Below are 13,273 nucleotides of genomic sequence, written 5' to 3' on the forward strand. Positions count from 1 at the left end.
GGGGACTGCTGTCCCCCAAGCGTATCAATAATGCGGCGGGGGCGGTTCGCTGGCGGGATCGTCGAACAGCGAAGTGCGCACCTTGCTCAACTCCTCGACCATATGGCGCAGCAGCAACGCGGTGCGCTGGTTTTCCTCGCGCGCATCGGCCAGGGCCTCGCTCAACTCGTTGAGCGAATGCTCCTGGAACGCCAGTCGGGTCTCCAGTTCGACCAGGCGGCGTTCCAGCGCATCACCGGGCAAGGGCAGATCAGCCTGCACGCACGGACCTCCCGCGCCCGATGCCGTAATAGGCCAGCCCGGCAGCTTCGACGTCGCCGGGCTCATACAGATTGCGGCCGTCAAAGATCACGGCGTCACCCAGCGTTTCCTGCAGACGGCTGAAATCCGGGCTGCGGAACTGCTTCCACTCGGTAACCACCACCAGCGCATCGGCACCCTCGATCGCGCTGCGTGCGTCATCGCACAGCACCAGATCGTCGCGCTCGCCGAAGATGCGCGCAGCCTCCTCGCGGGCTTCGGGGTCGTAGGCCTGCACGCGGGCACCCGCTTCCCACAGTTCGGCCAGCAGCCGGCGGCTGCTCGCCTCGCGCATGTCATCGGTGTTGGGCTTGAAGGACAGGCCCCACACGGCGAACGTCTTGCCGCGCACACCTTCATCCTCGCCACGGTCGTAGTGGCGCTGGATAAGTTCGAACAGATGGCCCTTCTGCCGCTCGTTGACGGATTCCACCGCCTGCAGCAACTCCGGCGTATAGCCGTACTGCTGCGCGGTGCGCGCCAGCGCCTGCACGTCCTTCGGGAAGCAGGACCCGCCGTAGCCGGCGCCGGGATAGATGAAATGCCAGCCGATGCGCGGATCCGAGCCGATGCCCTGGCGCACATGCTCCACGTCCGCGCCTACGCGCTCGGCGATGTTCGCGATCTCGTTCATGAAGCTGATCTTCGCGGCCAGCATCGCGTTGGCCGCGTACTTGGTCAGCTCCGCCGAACGCACGTCCATCACCACGATACGCTCGTGGTTGCGGTTGAACGGTGCGTACAACCGACGGAGTTTCTCCACCGCCTGCGGGCTCGAGGCGCCGACCACGATGCGGTCCGGGCGCATGCAGTCGTTGACCGCATCGCCCTCCTTCAGGAATTCGGGATTGGACACCACGTCGAAGGCGACATCCGCGCCGCGCGTGGCCAGTTCCGCCTCGATGGCGGCGCGCACCTTGTCTGCGGTACCGACCGGCACGGTGGATTTGTTGACCACCGTGCAGGGACGCTGGAGATTGCGTCCGATCGTGCGCGCCACCGCCAGTACGTACTGGAGGTCGGCGCTGCCGTCCTCATCGGGCGGCGTGCCTACCGCGATGAAGATGATCTCGCCGTGGGCGATCGCCTGCGCGGCATCGGTCGTGAAACGCAGGCGGCCAGCCGCATGGTTGGCCTTCACCATCGGAGACAGGCCAGGCTCGTAGATGGGCACGATGCCGTTGTTCAGACCATCGACCTTGGCCGGGTCGATGTCGATGCACATCACGTCATGGCCAACTTCGGCCAGACAGGTACCAGTAACGAGACCGACGTAGCCGGTACCGAAAATCGCTACACGCATTCGGGAGTTTCCTCGTGGGATTGCCGATTGGAGCAGCGGTTTATTGCAGAACGCCCATCAATTCCACGTCAAACGTAAGCGTCGCATCCGGTCCGATCTTGCCGCCCGGCGCACCATTGGGGCCGTAACCGAGGTTGGACGGGATCCAGAAACGGTACTTCGCACCTACCGGCATCAGCGCCACGCCTTCGGTCCAGCCGGCGATGACCTGGTTCAGGCCGAACTCGGCCGGTTCGCCACGGGCGTAGGAACTGTCGAACACATCACCGTTGAGCAGCTTGCCTTCGTAGTTGACGCGCACGCGGCTGGTGGACATCGGACGCTGGCCGTTGCCGGGACGCAACACCATGTACTGCAGGCCGGAAGCGGTGGTAATCACGCCGGGCTTGGCCTTGTTCTCGGCCAGGAATTTCGCACCCTCATCACGGTTGCGCTGGCCGGCAGTGGCCTGGCGCTTGGAGAGATAGGCCTGCATTTCAGCCTGCGCCTGTTCGAGCGTGAGCAGCGGCGTGCCGGTCTTGCCGGCGATCGTGCGCACGGCCTGCACCAGCGTGGCGGGGTCGATCTCGTTCTTGAAAGGCAGCAGCGAGGGACCGACCACATACGTGCCCAGGAACAGGCCCACCTTGGTCTTGTCGACCGGCGGCGGCGTGCTGCCTGGCGGCATGCCCGGGATCGGCTGGCCATCGGCCACGGCCAGGTTCACGCGCAGCAGCTGGTCGGTCGCCTGCGCTTCCTGCTCGCTGATCAGCGGCGGCTTGCCTTCGAACGTGTTCACCAGTGCGCGCTGGAATGCGGCGGTATCGAGGAACGGACCCACCGGCTGCAGCGAATTGCCCACGTCCACGCCGATGGCATAGCTGACCTTGTCGCGCTCAGACACCAGCGCGGTTTTTTCCTGTGCAGACACGCTGCCTCCCAGCATCGAAAACGAGATTGCCAACAACACGGCTGCGCCGCGAACCGACCGCTTCATCCTTCCTGCTCCTGAAACCTGCGCCACGATGGCGGCGCCAAACCGATATTGTGGCACGGAGGCCACCTGCGAAGGCACTGCATCAACGCGCGGCGCGCGGCTTCTTCAGTTCGCGCTCGATCGCGTCGACCACCACCGGATCATCCGGCGCGACCTTGCTGGGGAAGTTCGCGACCACGCGGCCATCCCGACCAATCAGATATTTGTGGAAGTTCCAGCCCGGCGCTGTGCCGGTCGCCTGGGCAAGCGTTTTGTACAGCGGCGTGGCGTTGTCACCCGTCACCACGACCTTTTCGAACATCGGGAACTTCACCCCGTAGGTCAGCGTGCAGAACTCCTGGATCTGCTGCTCGCTACCCGGCTCCTGCCCCTTGAAGTCGTTGGAGGGGAACCCGAGCACCGCGAATCCCTGCGCCGCGTAACGCTGGTTCAGGGCTTCCAGGCCCTCGTACTGCGGGGTGTAGCCGCACTTGCTGGCCGTGTTGACGATCAGAAGGACCTGCCCCGCATATCGTTCCTTCAGGTTGACGGGGTCCTTCCCGGCCAGGGGGCGGTAGCTGACATCCAGCGTTTCGCCGGCCAGGGCCATCGCCGGGGCTACGAGAAACGCTATAAAAGCAAACGATTTCAATGACTTGAGATGCACGCGAAGGCTCCACTAGTGCGAACATGACAAGTATGCCTTCAGTTGGGTGACAAAACCTTGCGGGGTAGTTGACGGCCTGTGTTTTGGTGTTATAGTTGAATACAACACCACTCACCCAACTCAGGGGGGTACGCAATGAACCCGAAACTGACCCACATCCTGCCCAGCCTGGCCGTCGGTGGCCTGTTGCTGGCGGCGGGCACCCTGGCGGGCATGACCAGCGCCCGCACGGCCGAGGCGGAATCCGCGGCGCTGGTGGGCGCGCTGGAGTCCGACGTCCGCGAGATCACCGGCGACGAAGGCACTCCGGAGCCGACCCAGCACAAGCGCCGCGCCCGCGCCTCGCTGGCGATGCCGTACTTCTCCTTCGGCCAATCCCTGCGTCCTAGGAGCTGAGCCATGGCGCCCATCCAATGGAGCGACGGTGCTCCCATCTACCGTCAGCTGAAGGATCGTGTGATCGCCATGATGCTGGACGGCATCCTGAAGCCGGGCGACGCCCTGCCGTCCGTCCGCCAGGTGGCGGCGGAGTACCAGCTGAATCCGATTACCGTCTCACGCGCTTACCAGGAGCTGGCAGATGAAGCCCTGGTCGAAAAGCGCCGCGGCCTGGGCATGTTCGTCACCGACGAAGCGTCCAAGAAGCTGCGCGGCAGCGAGCGCGAACGGTTCCTGACCGAAGAGTGGCCGGCCGTTGCCGAGCGCATCGAGCGCCTGGGCCTGTCCATCGAAGAGTTGCTGCAATCCAAGGGGACCAAGTGATGAATGCTGCAATCGCCAACACCGTGGTGTCGGCCCACGGCCTGCGCAAGGCTTACAGGAACAAGCTTGCGCTGGACAACACCAGCTTCGAGATCGAGGCAGGCAAGATCATCGGCCTGATCGGCCCCAACGGGGCCGGCAAGACCACTGCGCTGAAGGCCATCCTGGGCCTGACGCCCTTCGAGGGCCAACTGAAAGTGCTGGGACTGGATCCGCGCAAGGACCGGGACGAGCTGATGAAGGATGTCTGCTTCATCGCCGACGTGGCGGTGCTGCCGCGCTGGATGAAGGTCAAGGAGGCGATCGACTTCGTCGAGGGCGTCCACCCGCGTTTCGATCGCGCCAAATGCGAGCGCTTTATCGCCAACACCCAGCTCAAGCCCAACCTGCGCGTGCGCGAGATGTCCAAGGGCATGATCGTGCAGCTGCACCTGGCGCTGGTGATGGCCATCGACGCCAAGCTGCTGGTACTCGACGAACCGACGCTCGGCCTGGACATCCTGTACCGCAAGCAGTTCTACCAGCGCCTGCTGGAGGACTACTTCGACGAACAGAAAACCATCATCGTCACCACCCACCAGGTGGAAGAGATCGAACACATCCTGACCGACGTGATGTTCATCCGTGACGGCAAGATCGTGCTGACCTCGCAGATGGAAGACGTCGCGGAGCGTTACACCGAAGTGCTGGTCAGCGGCGATGCCGTCGAACAGGCCCGCGCACTGAAACCCATCGATGAGCGCGCCCTGCCCTTCGGCAAGACCGTGCTGCTGTTCGACGGCGCCCCGAAAGGTCACCTCGCCGCGCTTGGCGAGACCCGCACGCCTGGCCTGGCCGACCTGTTCGTCGCCATCATGAAAGGAACCTACGCATGAACGCCGTGACTTCGACATTGGGCAAATCCTCCAAGCCGGGTGCGTTCACGTGGCTGCTGAAGCGCGAGTTCTGGGAGAACCGGGGCGGCTTCTTCTGGGCGCCCGTCATCACCGGCGGCATCTTCGTGGTGCTCAACCTGATCCTGGCCATCGTCGGCAGCATCGCGGCACGCGGTTCCCTGAGCGACGGCGGCTTCAGCGTCGAGGAAGCCCCCAACAAGGCGCAGGCGATCGTCGGCGGCATCGGTGACGGCATGCTGCTGGGTGGCGTGACGCTGGCCTGCGTGGTACTCGCCTTCGTGGTGTTCTTCTACGCGCTGGGCACTCTGTACGACGATCGCCGCGACCGCAGCGTGCTGTTCTGGAAGTCGTTGCCGGTGTCCGACACGCACATGGTGCTGTCCAAGCTGGCGTGGGCGCTGGTGCTGGCGCCGCTGCTGGCCGTGAGCGTGGGCATCCTGATCGGCCTGGCGTTGTGGCTGATCTCCGCCCTGACCATCACCGTCAACGGCCTGCCCGGGAGCTCGGCGCTCTTCACCCACTCGCATCCGCTGCGCATCATCGGCGGCGTGCTGGCTTCGCTGCCCGTCTACGTGTTCTGGGCGCTGCCGGCGGTGGGCTGGCTGATGTTCTGCTCGGCCTGGTCGCGCAGCAAACCGTTCCTGTGGGCGGTGCTGGTGCCGGTGCTGGCTTGCGTGATCATCAGCATGACCGACATCCTGCCGGGCCTGCAGATCCGTCACGACATCATCTGGTACACGGTGGTCTATCGCGGCCTGGCGAGCGTGATCCCCGGTGCATGGTTCCCCACCCTGCCCGGTGGCGTCACCAACCCTAATGCCGACTTCAACTCGCCGGACGAACTGGCCAACGCCATCGACCTGACGCGCAGCTGGCAGGCCTTCGCAACGGCCGACCTGTGGATCGGTGCCGCCATCGGTGTCGTCCTGATCGTCGGCGCGATCTACCTGCGCCGCTGGCGCGAAAGCGAATAAGCACGCTGCCCCTCTATCGGCGGGCCTTGCCCGGCCCGCCCCTACCAAGGACACGGACATGCAGACCTCACGCTCCCTGATGCCACCGCTGCTCGTGATCGGCGTGCTCGCGCTTGCCGCTTGCCAGCCGGCCGACAACAGCAACTCACCTACCGGTGTCGCCGCCAAGGCCATGGACGAAGTGGCCAACGGCCTGGGCGAAGCCAGCAAAGAGATGGACAAGGCGCGCCAGGAAATCGCCACCGCGCGCGACAAGCTGGCCTTCGAGAACCTGTCGTTGAACCGCGACAAGACGCAAAACCTGCCGAAGGCAGAGATCACCCCTGCCGGCGAACTGCTGATCGATGGCAAGTCCATCGCGACCACACCGGAACAGAAGGCGCTTGTGCTGGCCTACCGCGGCGAACTGCTCGGCGTGGTCGGTGACGGCATGGCGATCGGCATGGAAGGCGCGCGTGTCGGCATCGACGCGGCGGCGTCCGCACTGAAAGGCATGCTGTCAGGCCAGAGCGGCGATGAGATCGGCAAGCAGGCTGGCGAACAGGCCGAGGCCAAGATCAAGCCGCTGGTGGCGCAGTTATGCACGCGCATGCCCGGCCTGCTGTCGGCGCAGCAAGCGCTGTCGGCCGCCGTACCCGAGTTTTCTCCGTACGCCACGATGGACCAGTCCGACGTGGATGACTGCGGCGACGCCAACGGCGACGGCAACTGGACGTTCTGATCCGACACCCTCGCCCGGAACGCCACGTTTCAGGCTCGCCCAGATCCACGCAAAGGAGACCCGACATGCGCCACCCCTACCTCCGTCGTGCCCTGATGTCGCTGCTCCTGGCCGGTGCACTGCCGCTGGCCGCGCAGGCCGCGGCCCCGAAGGATCGCAGCATCGACAATGAGATCAGCGCGGACCTGGCCGAGGCGCGCGACGAAGTCCGTGTCGAACTGGCCAAGGCCCGCCGCGAACTGGAGACCGGCAATCTGGAGGTGGGCGACAGTCTCCACTTCAGCAAGTCGGGGCGTCGCGCACGCGACAAGGACCCCTCGCTACCCAAGGCGGAGATCACCCCGGCCGGCGACTTCCTGATCGACGGCAAGCCGGTGGCCATCAACGGCCGTCAGCGGCAGGAACTGCTGGTCTATCGCGGCCAGGTGATCGAGATCGCCAAGGCCGGCCTGGACATCGGCGAGCGCAGTGCGCAGGTGGCGCTGGACGCGGTGGACGGCGGGTTGTTCAGCCTACTGGTCGGCGCCATGACCGGCAGCCTGGAGCGTCGTATCGAGAAGACGGTCATGCAGACGGTCGAACCCGGCGTACGCCAGATCTGCCGCAGCCTGCCCGCCCTGCACGAGAGCCAGCAGCGCCTGTCCGCGAGCCTTCCCCAGTTCCGCCCGTATGCCACGCTGGAAGCAGACGATGCAGAGAACTGCGAGAAGGACGTCCGCCGCGAGTTCGCGACGCGTTAGCCATTAATCCTGACATGCGAGGCGGCGTGGCCGACTCCCGCGTGTGACCCGATGCCGGAGACCCGATGATGCGCACTGCCCTGATCGCTTCCCCCCTGCTCGCCCTGCTGGCTTGGTCCACGCCCGCGCTGGCGTCGGACAGATACTGCAAGCATGAAGAGCCCCGCCAGGTCACGCTGGATATCGGGAATGCCAAGACCGTGGTGTTCGAGGTCGGTCCGCATGATCTGAAGGTGGAGTCGCGCAGCGGTGCCGCTGCCGCCATGAGCGGACGGGCCTGCAGCAGCCATGCCGACCGCCTTGCCAGCCTGAAGATCGAACAGCGGCATGCCGGCGACAAGCTGATCGTGCGGCTGTACCACGACGGCAAGTTCAGCGGCATCTTCCTCGGCAGCAACTACGCATACATGAACCTGTCGGCGACCCTGCCCGAGCATCTGCCCGTCCAGGTGAAGGTCGGCTCCGGCAAGGCCGAGGTCATCGGCGCACCGGTGTTCAGCGCCGACGTCGGCTCCGGCCACGCGGTGGGCCGCAGCATCCGCGGACTAGCGGCGGCGTCGGTGGGTTCGGGTGATGTCGACATCCATGGCGCAGGCAGCCTGAAAGTCGTGTCGATCGGCTCCGGCGATGTGGAAGCCGACAACATCCGCGGCGCCACTCACGTAGGCAGCATCGGTTCGGGTGGGTTCGACCTGTCGCGCGGCGGCAGCGTCGAGATCGGCTCGATCGGCTCCGGCGGCGCCGAGGTGCACGACATCAGCGGCGACGTCGTGGTCGGCTCGATAGGCTCCGGGGGCGTGGAGGTGCGCAACGTCAGCGGCAGCCTGACCGTCCGCTCGGTGGGCAGCGGCGACGTCGACCACGAAGGCGTCACCGGTCCGATCGACATTCCCAAGCGCCGCTGATTTCCAGGAGACCACCGTGATCCGACCGCTCGCACTTGCCCTGTCCGCCGCCCTGCTGCTGGTCGCCTGCTCGAAAAGCAGCGAGGCCGACGGCGACACGAAGACCTCCAGCGCCCTGTGGGGCCAGAACCTGAAGCTCAACGCGAGCGGTCATCCGCGCGCCGAAGTGTCGGCGAAGGGCGACTTTATCGTCGACGGCAAACCGGTGCCGTTGACGGATGAGCAGCGTGCGCTGCTGGTCGCTTACCACCGTCAGCTCGGCGGTATCGCCGAAGCTGGCATCGCCACCGGCAAGGAAGGCGCGAAGCTCGCCGGCAAGGCGGTCGGTGCCGCCGTCCGCGGCATCTTCAGCGGCGATCCCGACCGGATCGATCGGGAGATGGATGCCGAAGCCAAGAAGGTAGAAGCCGAGGCGATGAAGATCTGCGATCACCTGCCCGGGCTATACAAGGCGCAGCAGGATCTGGTCGCCGCGCTGCCCGCGTTCCAGCCGTATGCGGGCATGAAGCCGGCCGACGTCGAGGAGTGCCGCAGTTCGCACGACGAGAGTTATGAAGCCGGCAAGAACGTGGGGCGCGTCGTTGGCCAGGCCGTAAAGGCCACCCAGGGCAACGCCGCGCAGGAAGCCGATGCCGCGGCTGCGGAACCGGCCCCTGCCCCTGCCCCCACGCCTTGAGTGTCTACCGGCGCCTTTCCCGGCGGGCGCCCTCCCTGGTTCAGCCGCCGCCACCGCCCGGCTTGCCGTGGATACCGCCCTTCGCCAGCACCGCCGGATCGAGCAGCGGCTTCAGCGTCTTCTCCGGTAGCCCGGTGACCTCGCGCGCGACGTCCAGCACCGGCCGGTTCTGCTTGTAGGCCTGCTTGGCGATGGCCGCGCCCTTCTCGTAGCCGATCACCGGGTTCAACGCCGTCACCAGGATCGGATTGCGATCCAGGGCTTCCTGCACGCGGTCCGACCGCACCTTCAACCCGGCGATGCAGTCGTCAGCCAGCAGGCGCGACACGTTCGACAGCAGTTGGATGCCATCCAGCAGGTTGTAGGCGATCAGCGGCAGCGTGACGTTGAGCTGGAAGTTGCCGGTCTGCCCGGCGACGGTCACCGCGGTGTGGTAACCCATCACCTGCGCGCACACCATCACCGTGGCTTCCGGGATCACCGGATTGACCTTGCCGGGCATGATCGAGCTGCCGGGCTGCAGCGCCGGCAGTTCCACTTCCCCCAGACCGGCCAGCGGACCGGAGTTCATCCAGCGCAGGTCGTTGGCGATCTTGGTCAGTGCGACGGCGAGCGCGCTGAGCTGGCCGGACAGTTCGACCGCATCGTCCTGCGCCGCCAGACCTTCGAACTTGTTGGCCGCGCTCTCGAAGCGCGTGCCGGTGCCCGCCGACAGTACCTTGGCCACCCGTTCGCCGAAGCGCGGATCGGCGTTGATGCCCGTGCCGATGGCCGTGCCGCCCAGCGGCAACCGGCGCACGCGCTTCAACGTATCTTCGAGTCGTTCCTGCGCCGACGACAGTTGCGCCGACCAGGCCGAGAACTCCTGGCCGAAGGTCAGCGGCATGGCGTCCATCAGGTGCGTGCGGCCCGTCTTGACGACCTTGCCCAGCGCCTTGCCACGCGCGTCGATCACCTTGCGCAGGTGCTTGATGGCGGGCAGCAGGTCTTCCACCACGGCCAGCTGCGCCGCCACGCGGATCGCCGTCGGGATGACATCGTTGGAACTCTGGCCGAGGTTGACGTGATCGTTCGGGTGCACGCTGGCCTTGCCGCTACGCGTCGCCAGCGTGGCGATCACCTCGTTGGCATTCATGTTGGAGGACGTGCCGGAGCCCGTCTGGTACACGTCGATGGGGAAGTGCGCGTCGTACTCACCCGACGCCACGGCCTGTGCCGCGCCCTGCACCGCCTTCGCGATGCCCTTGGGCAGCAGGCCCAGCCCGGCATTGACCTCGGCGGCAGCGCCCTTCACCAGACCCAGCGCGCGGATGAAGCCGCGCGGCATCGGCCGGCCGGAAATGGGGAAGTTCTGCACCGCCCGCTGGGTCTGCGCGCCCCACAACGCCTCGGCGGGCACCTGCAACTCGCCCATGCTGTCGTGTTCGATACGGGTACGTGCACTGCGGGACTTGCCCGCGGTCTTCTTGCTGGTCATCAACCGTCTCCTGGAGGGATTCACGGCTTGCGCGCCGGCACGGGGCCGGTGGCTGGCGGGGACCACAGGATACGCGAGGCCGGATCGCGACCTTCCCGGGGTAAAATGGAACGCTCCCTTTCAGCCGCCCTCCTCCCCCATGTCGGATTCGTCCCTGCTCGCCCTCTCCCCGCTCGATGGCCGCTACGCCGGCAAGGTCGACGCGCTGCGCCCGATCTTCTCCGAGTACGGCCTGATCCGCGCCCGCGTGAAGGTCGAGGTGGAATGGCTGCTGGCCCTGGGCGCCGAGGCCGGCATCACCGAGCTGCCGGCGTTCTCCGCCGCCGCGACGGCGAAGCTGCGCGCGCTGGCCGACGGTTTCAGCGTCGCCAATGCGGCGCGCGTCAAAGAGATCGAACGCACCACCAACCACGACGTCAAGGCGGTGGAGTACTTCATCAAGGAGCAGCTGAAGGACGATGCGGAACTCGCCCCGGCGCTGGAGTTCGTCCATTTCGCCTGCACCAGCGAAGACATCAACAACCTGTCCTACGGGCTGATGCTGGAACAGGCGCGCCGCGAAGTGCTGCTGCCGTCGCTCGACGGCGTTACCGCCACGCTGCGCACGCTGGCCCACGCGCAGGCCGCGCAGCCGATGCTGTCGCGCACGCACGGCCAGACCGCCTCGCCCACCACGCTGGGCAAGGAAATCGCCAACGTGGTGGCGCGCATCGAGCGCCAGCGCGCGCAGATCGCCGCAGTGGAGCTGACCGGCAAGATCAACGGCGCCGTCGGCAACTACAACGCCCACGTCGCCAGCTATCCCGATGTCGACTGGCCGGCGTTCGCGCAGCGCTTCGTCGAAGGCCTGGGCCTGGTGTTCAACCCGTACACCACGCAGATCGAGCCCCACGACAACGTCGCCGAGATCGGCGATGCCGCGCGCCGCGCCAACACCATCCTGATCGACCTCGCCCGCGACATCTGGGGCTACATTTCGCTGGGCTACTTCAAGCAGCGCCTGAAGGAAGGCGAAGTCGGCTCGTCGACGATGCCGCACAAGGTCAACCCGATCGACTTCGAGAACGCGGAAGGCAACTTCGGCATCGCCAATGCGCTGTTCGAGCACTTCAGCGCCAAGCTGCCGATCAGCCGCTGGCAGCGCGACCTGACCGACTCCACCGTGCTGCGCGCGCTGGGTACGGCCTTCGGCCATACGCAGGTGGCGCTGGATTCGCTCGCCAAGGGCCTGGGCAAGCTGGAAGTGAACCCGCAGCGCCTGGATGCCGACCTCGACGCCGCCTGGGAAGTGCTGGCCGAAGCCGTGCAGACGGTGATGCGCCGCCATGGCCTGCCGAATCCCTACGAACAGTTGAAGGCGCTGACGCGCGGTCAGGGCATCACCGCCGAGTCGATGCGCGCCTTCGTCGAATCGCTCGACCTGCCGGCCGACGACAAGCAGCGCCTGCGCGAGATGACGCCGGGCAGCTATACCGGCCTCGCCGAGCGGCTCGCACGCAGCATCTGACCTCCGGGCCTGAGGGAACGGCGATGCACCTGCTGATCAACATCGACGTTCCCGACCTGCCTGCCGCGGAGGCGCTGTATACCCGCGCCTTCGGACTGACTACCGGGCGCCGCTTCGGCGATGGCGGTGTGGAACTGCTCGGTGCGCAGGCACCGATCTACGTATTGCAGAACCCCGCCGGCTCGATCGCCGCTGCCGATGCGCGCCGCGACTACGCCCGCCACTGGACACCCGTGCACCTGGACGTGGTGGTGGACCACCTTGAACCTGCCCTCGACCGCGCCGTGCAGGCCGGCCTGGTGCAGGAGACCGACATTCGCGAAGCGAACTGGGGCCGCATCGTGCGCCTGGCCGATCCGTGGGGCCATGGCTGGTGCCTGCTGCAGTTCGTCAACCGCGGCTACGACGAGATCGCCACATGATGATGCGCTCCACCCTGCTCGGCGGCCTGCTTGCCTTCGCTGTTCCTGTTGCGGCCCTCGCGTCCGACGTTCCTGCGGCCAAGGCCTGCGCCGACGACGCGGGCTGGAATGATCCGGCCACGCCGCTGCATGTTTACGGCAATACCTGGTACGTGGGCACCTGTGGCATCAGCGCGCTGCTGGTGACTTCGGACGAAGGCCACATCCTCATCGACGCCGCCACGCCGCAGGCGGGTCCGCAGATCCTGGCGAACATCCGTGCGCTCGGCTTCAAGCCGGAAGACGTGCGCGCGATCGTGTTCTCGCACGAACACCATGACCATGCGGGCAGCCTGGCCGAGCTGCAGCGTGCGACGGGTGCCCCCGTGTACGCGCGTGCGCCTGCCGTGGGCGTGCTTGAACGCGGCAAGCCCGACAGGGGCGATCCGCAGTTCGAGGTGTCCGAACCCATCGCGCGCGTCGAGCGGGTCGTAACGCTCGCTGATGATGGCGTCGTGCGCGTAGGTCCGCTGGCCCTGCAGGCGGTCGCGTCACCCGGCCACACACCGGGTGGCACCAGTTGGACCTGGCGTTCCTGCGAGAAACAGGCGTGCCATCAGTTCGTTTACGCCGACAGCCTGACCGCAATCTCCGACGACGTGTACCGCTACAGCGATGAGGCCGCGCACCCGGGCTATGTGGCCGCGTTCCGCGACACGCTGGCGCGGATCTCGGCACTGGACTGCGATGTCCTGATCACGCCACATCCGTCCGCGAGCCAGCTGTGGCAACGGATTGGTCCCGGAGCCAAGGCAGCCCTGGTGGATACGAGGGCCTGCCGTGCCTACGCCCAGCGAGCCACGCAACGACTGGACAAGCGACTCGCCGACGAAGCGGCCCCCCCCGCACCCTCGTCACCTTGATCGGCATCAATGCTCCGCGCGCCGCCGTTGGCGACGCTGGCGTCCCTCTTCCCTGCCCCGCGCGCC

16 protein-coding genes are annotated in these 13,273 nt (G+C 66.4%); 11 read left to right on the forward strand and 5 right to left on the reverse strand.

The genetic code is table 11. The features are described from left to right. Window positions 1-24: 24 nt before the first annotated feature. The 4 genes from IB225_RS01110 to IB225_RS01125 form a co-directional block, all read right to left on the reverse strand. Complete coding sequence (locus IB225_RS01110; RefSeq protein ID WP_345776556.1) at window positions 25-261, reverse strand: SlyX family protein; 237 nt, start codon at window positions 259-261, stop codon at window positions 25-27. After that, the gene (locus tag IB225_RS01115) at window positions 251-1,603 is read right to left on the reverse strand and encodes a UDP-glucose/GDP-mannose dehydrogenase family protein (protein WP_192308939.1); all 1,353 of its coding nucleotides are present in this window, start codon (window positions 1,601-1,603) and stop codon (window positions 251-253) included. Before IB225_RS01115 ends, IB225_RS01110 begins: the two co-directional genes overlap by 11 nt. A 40-nt stretch (window positions 1,604-1,643) precedes the next feature. Next, a complete protein-coding gene (locus IB225_RS01120; protein WP_192308941.1) occupies window positions 1,644-2,579 on the reverse strand; it encodes an FKBP-type peptidyl-prolyl cis-trans isomerase in 936 nt (311 codons plus the stop codon). Window positions 2,580-2,661: 82 nt separating this feature from the next. After that, window positions 2,662-3,168, reverse strand: a complete 507-nt coding sequence (locus IB225_RS01125; protein WP_192308943.1) for a glutathione peroxidase — start codon at window positions 3,166-3,168, stop codon at window positions 2,662-2,664. 192 nt (window positions 3,169-3,360) lie between these two features. Between IB225_RS01125 and IB225_RS01130 the strand changes: the two genes are divergently transcribed. The 8 genes from IB225_RS01130 to IB225_RS01165 all read left to right on the forward strand — a co-directional run bounded on the left by IB225_RS01130 (window position 3,361) and on the right by IB225_RS01165 (window position 8,899). Beyond that, window positions 3,361-3,621: a hypothetical protein gene (locus IB225_RS01130; RefSeq protein WP_192308945.1), complete on the forward strand. Its 261-nt coding sequence runs from the start codon at window positions 3,361-3,363 to the stop codon at window positions 3,619-3,621. A gap of 3 nt (window positions 3,622-3,624) precedes the next feature. Then, window positions 3,625-3,987: a GntR family transcriptional regulator gene (locus IB225_RS01135; RefSeq protein ID WP_192308947.1), complete on the forward strand. Its 363-nt coding sequence runs from the start codon at window positions 3,625-3,627 to the stop codon at window positions 3,985-3,987. After that, a complete protein-coding gene (locus tag IB225_RS01140) occupies window positions 3,987-4,862 on the forward strand; it encodes an ABC transporter ATP-binding protein (RefSeq protein ID WP_192308948.1) in 876 nt (291 codons plus the stop codon). The genes IB225_RS01135 and IB225_RS01140 overlap by 1 nt, the downstream gene beginning before the upstream one ends. After that, complete coding sequence (locus IB225_RS01145; RefSeq protein WP_192308950.1) at window positions 4,859-5,857, forward strand: ABC transporter permease; 999 nt, start codon at window positions 4,859-4,861, stop codon at window positions 5,855-5,857. Before IB225_RS01140 ends, IB225_RS01145 begins: the two co-directional genes overlap by 4 nt. A gap of 58 nt (window positions 5,858-5,915) precedes the next feature. Further along, window positions 5,916-6,578, forward strand: a complete 663-nt coding sequence (locus tag IB225_RS01150) for a hypothetical protein (RefSeq protein WP_192308952.1) — start codon at window positions 5,916-5,918, stop codon at window positions 6,576-6,578. Between the two features lie 65 nt (window positions 6,579-6,643). Then, entirely contained in the window at window positions 6,644-7,318 is a 675-nt protein-coding gene (locus tag IB225_RS01155; protein ID WP_192308954.1) for a hypothetical protein, read from the forward strand. Window positions 7,319-7,383: 65 nt separating this feature from the next. After that, window positions 7,384-8,223 carry a hypothetical protein gene (locus tag IB225_RS01160; protein WP_192308956.1) on the forward strand — a complete coding sequence of 280 codons (840 nt, stop codon included), beginning with the start codon at window positions 7,384-7,386 and terminating at the stop codon, window positions 8,221-8,223. Window positions 8,224-8,239: 16 nt separating this feature from the next. Then, window positions 8,240-8,899, forward strand: coding sequence for a DUF2884 family protein (locus tag IB225_RS01165; RefSeq protein ID WP_192308958.1), 660 nt, complete (start codon window positions 8,240-8,242; stop codon window positions 8,897-8,899). A 40-nt stretch (window positions 8,900-8,939) separates the two neighbouring features. Here the strand turns inward: IB225_RS01165 and IB225_RS01170 are convergent, their stop codons facing one another. Next, on the reverse strand, window positions 8,940-10,376 hold the full coding sequence (locus tag IB225_RS01170; RefSeq protein WP_192308960.1) for a class II fumarate hydratase: 1,437 nt from the start codon (window positions 10,374-10,376) through the stop codon (window positions 8,940-8,942). A gap of 139 nt (window positions 10,377-10,515) precedes the next feature. Between IB225_RS01170 and purB the strand changes: the two genes are divergently transcribed. The 3 genes from purB to bla are packed head-to-tail and all read left to right on the forward strand — an operon-like array spanning window position 10,516 to window position 13,207. After that, complete coding sequence (gene purB / locus IB225_RS01175; protein WP_192308962.1) at window positions 10,516-11,883, forward strand: adenylosuccinate lyase; 1,368 nt, start codon at window positions 10,516-10,518, stop codon at window positions 11,881-11,883. A 23-nt stretch (window positions 11,884-11,906) separates the two neighbouring features. After that, window positions 11,907-12,305, forward strand: coding sequence for a VOC family protein (locus tag IB225_RS01180; RefSeq protein WP_192308964.1), 399 nt, complete (start codon window positions 11,907-11,909; stop codon window positions 12,303-12,305). Then, the gene (gene bla, locus IB225_RS01185; RefSeq protein ID WP_225583165.1) at window positions 12,302-13,207 is read left to right on the forward strand and encodes a subclass B3 metallo-beta-lactamase; all 906 of its coding nucleotides are present in this window, start codon (window positions 12,302-12,304) and stop codon (window positions 13,205-13,207) included. The genes IB225_RS01180 and bla overlap by 4 nt, the downstream gene beginning before the upstream one ends. Window positions 13,208-13,273: the final 66 nt, after the last annotated feature.

The sequence above is a fragment of the Pseudoxanthomonas sp. PXM02 genome (assembly GCF_014851805.1).
Taxonomy (GTDB): Bacteria; Pseudomonadota; Gammaproteobacteria; order Xanthomonadales; family Xanthomonadaceae; genus Pseudoxanthomonas_A.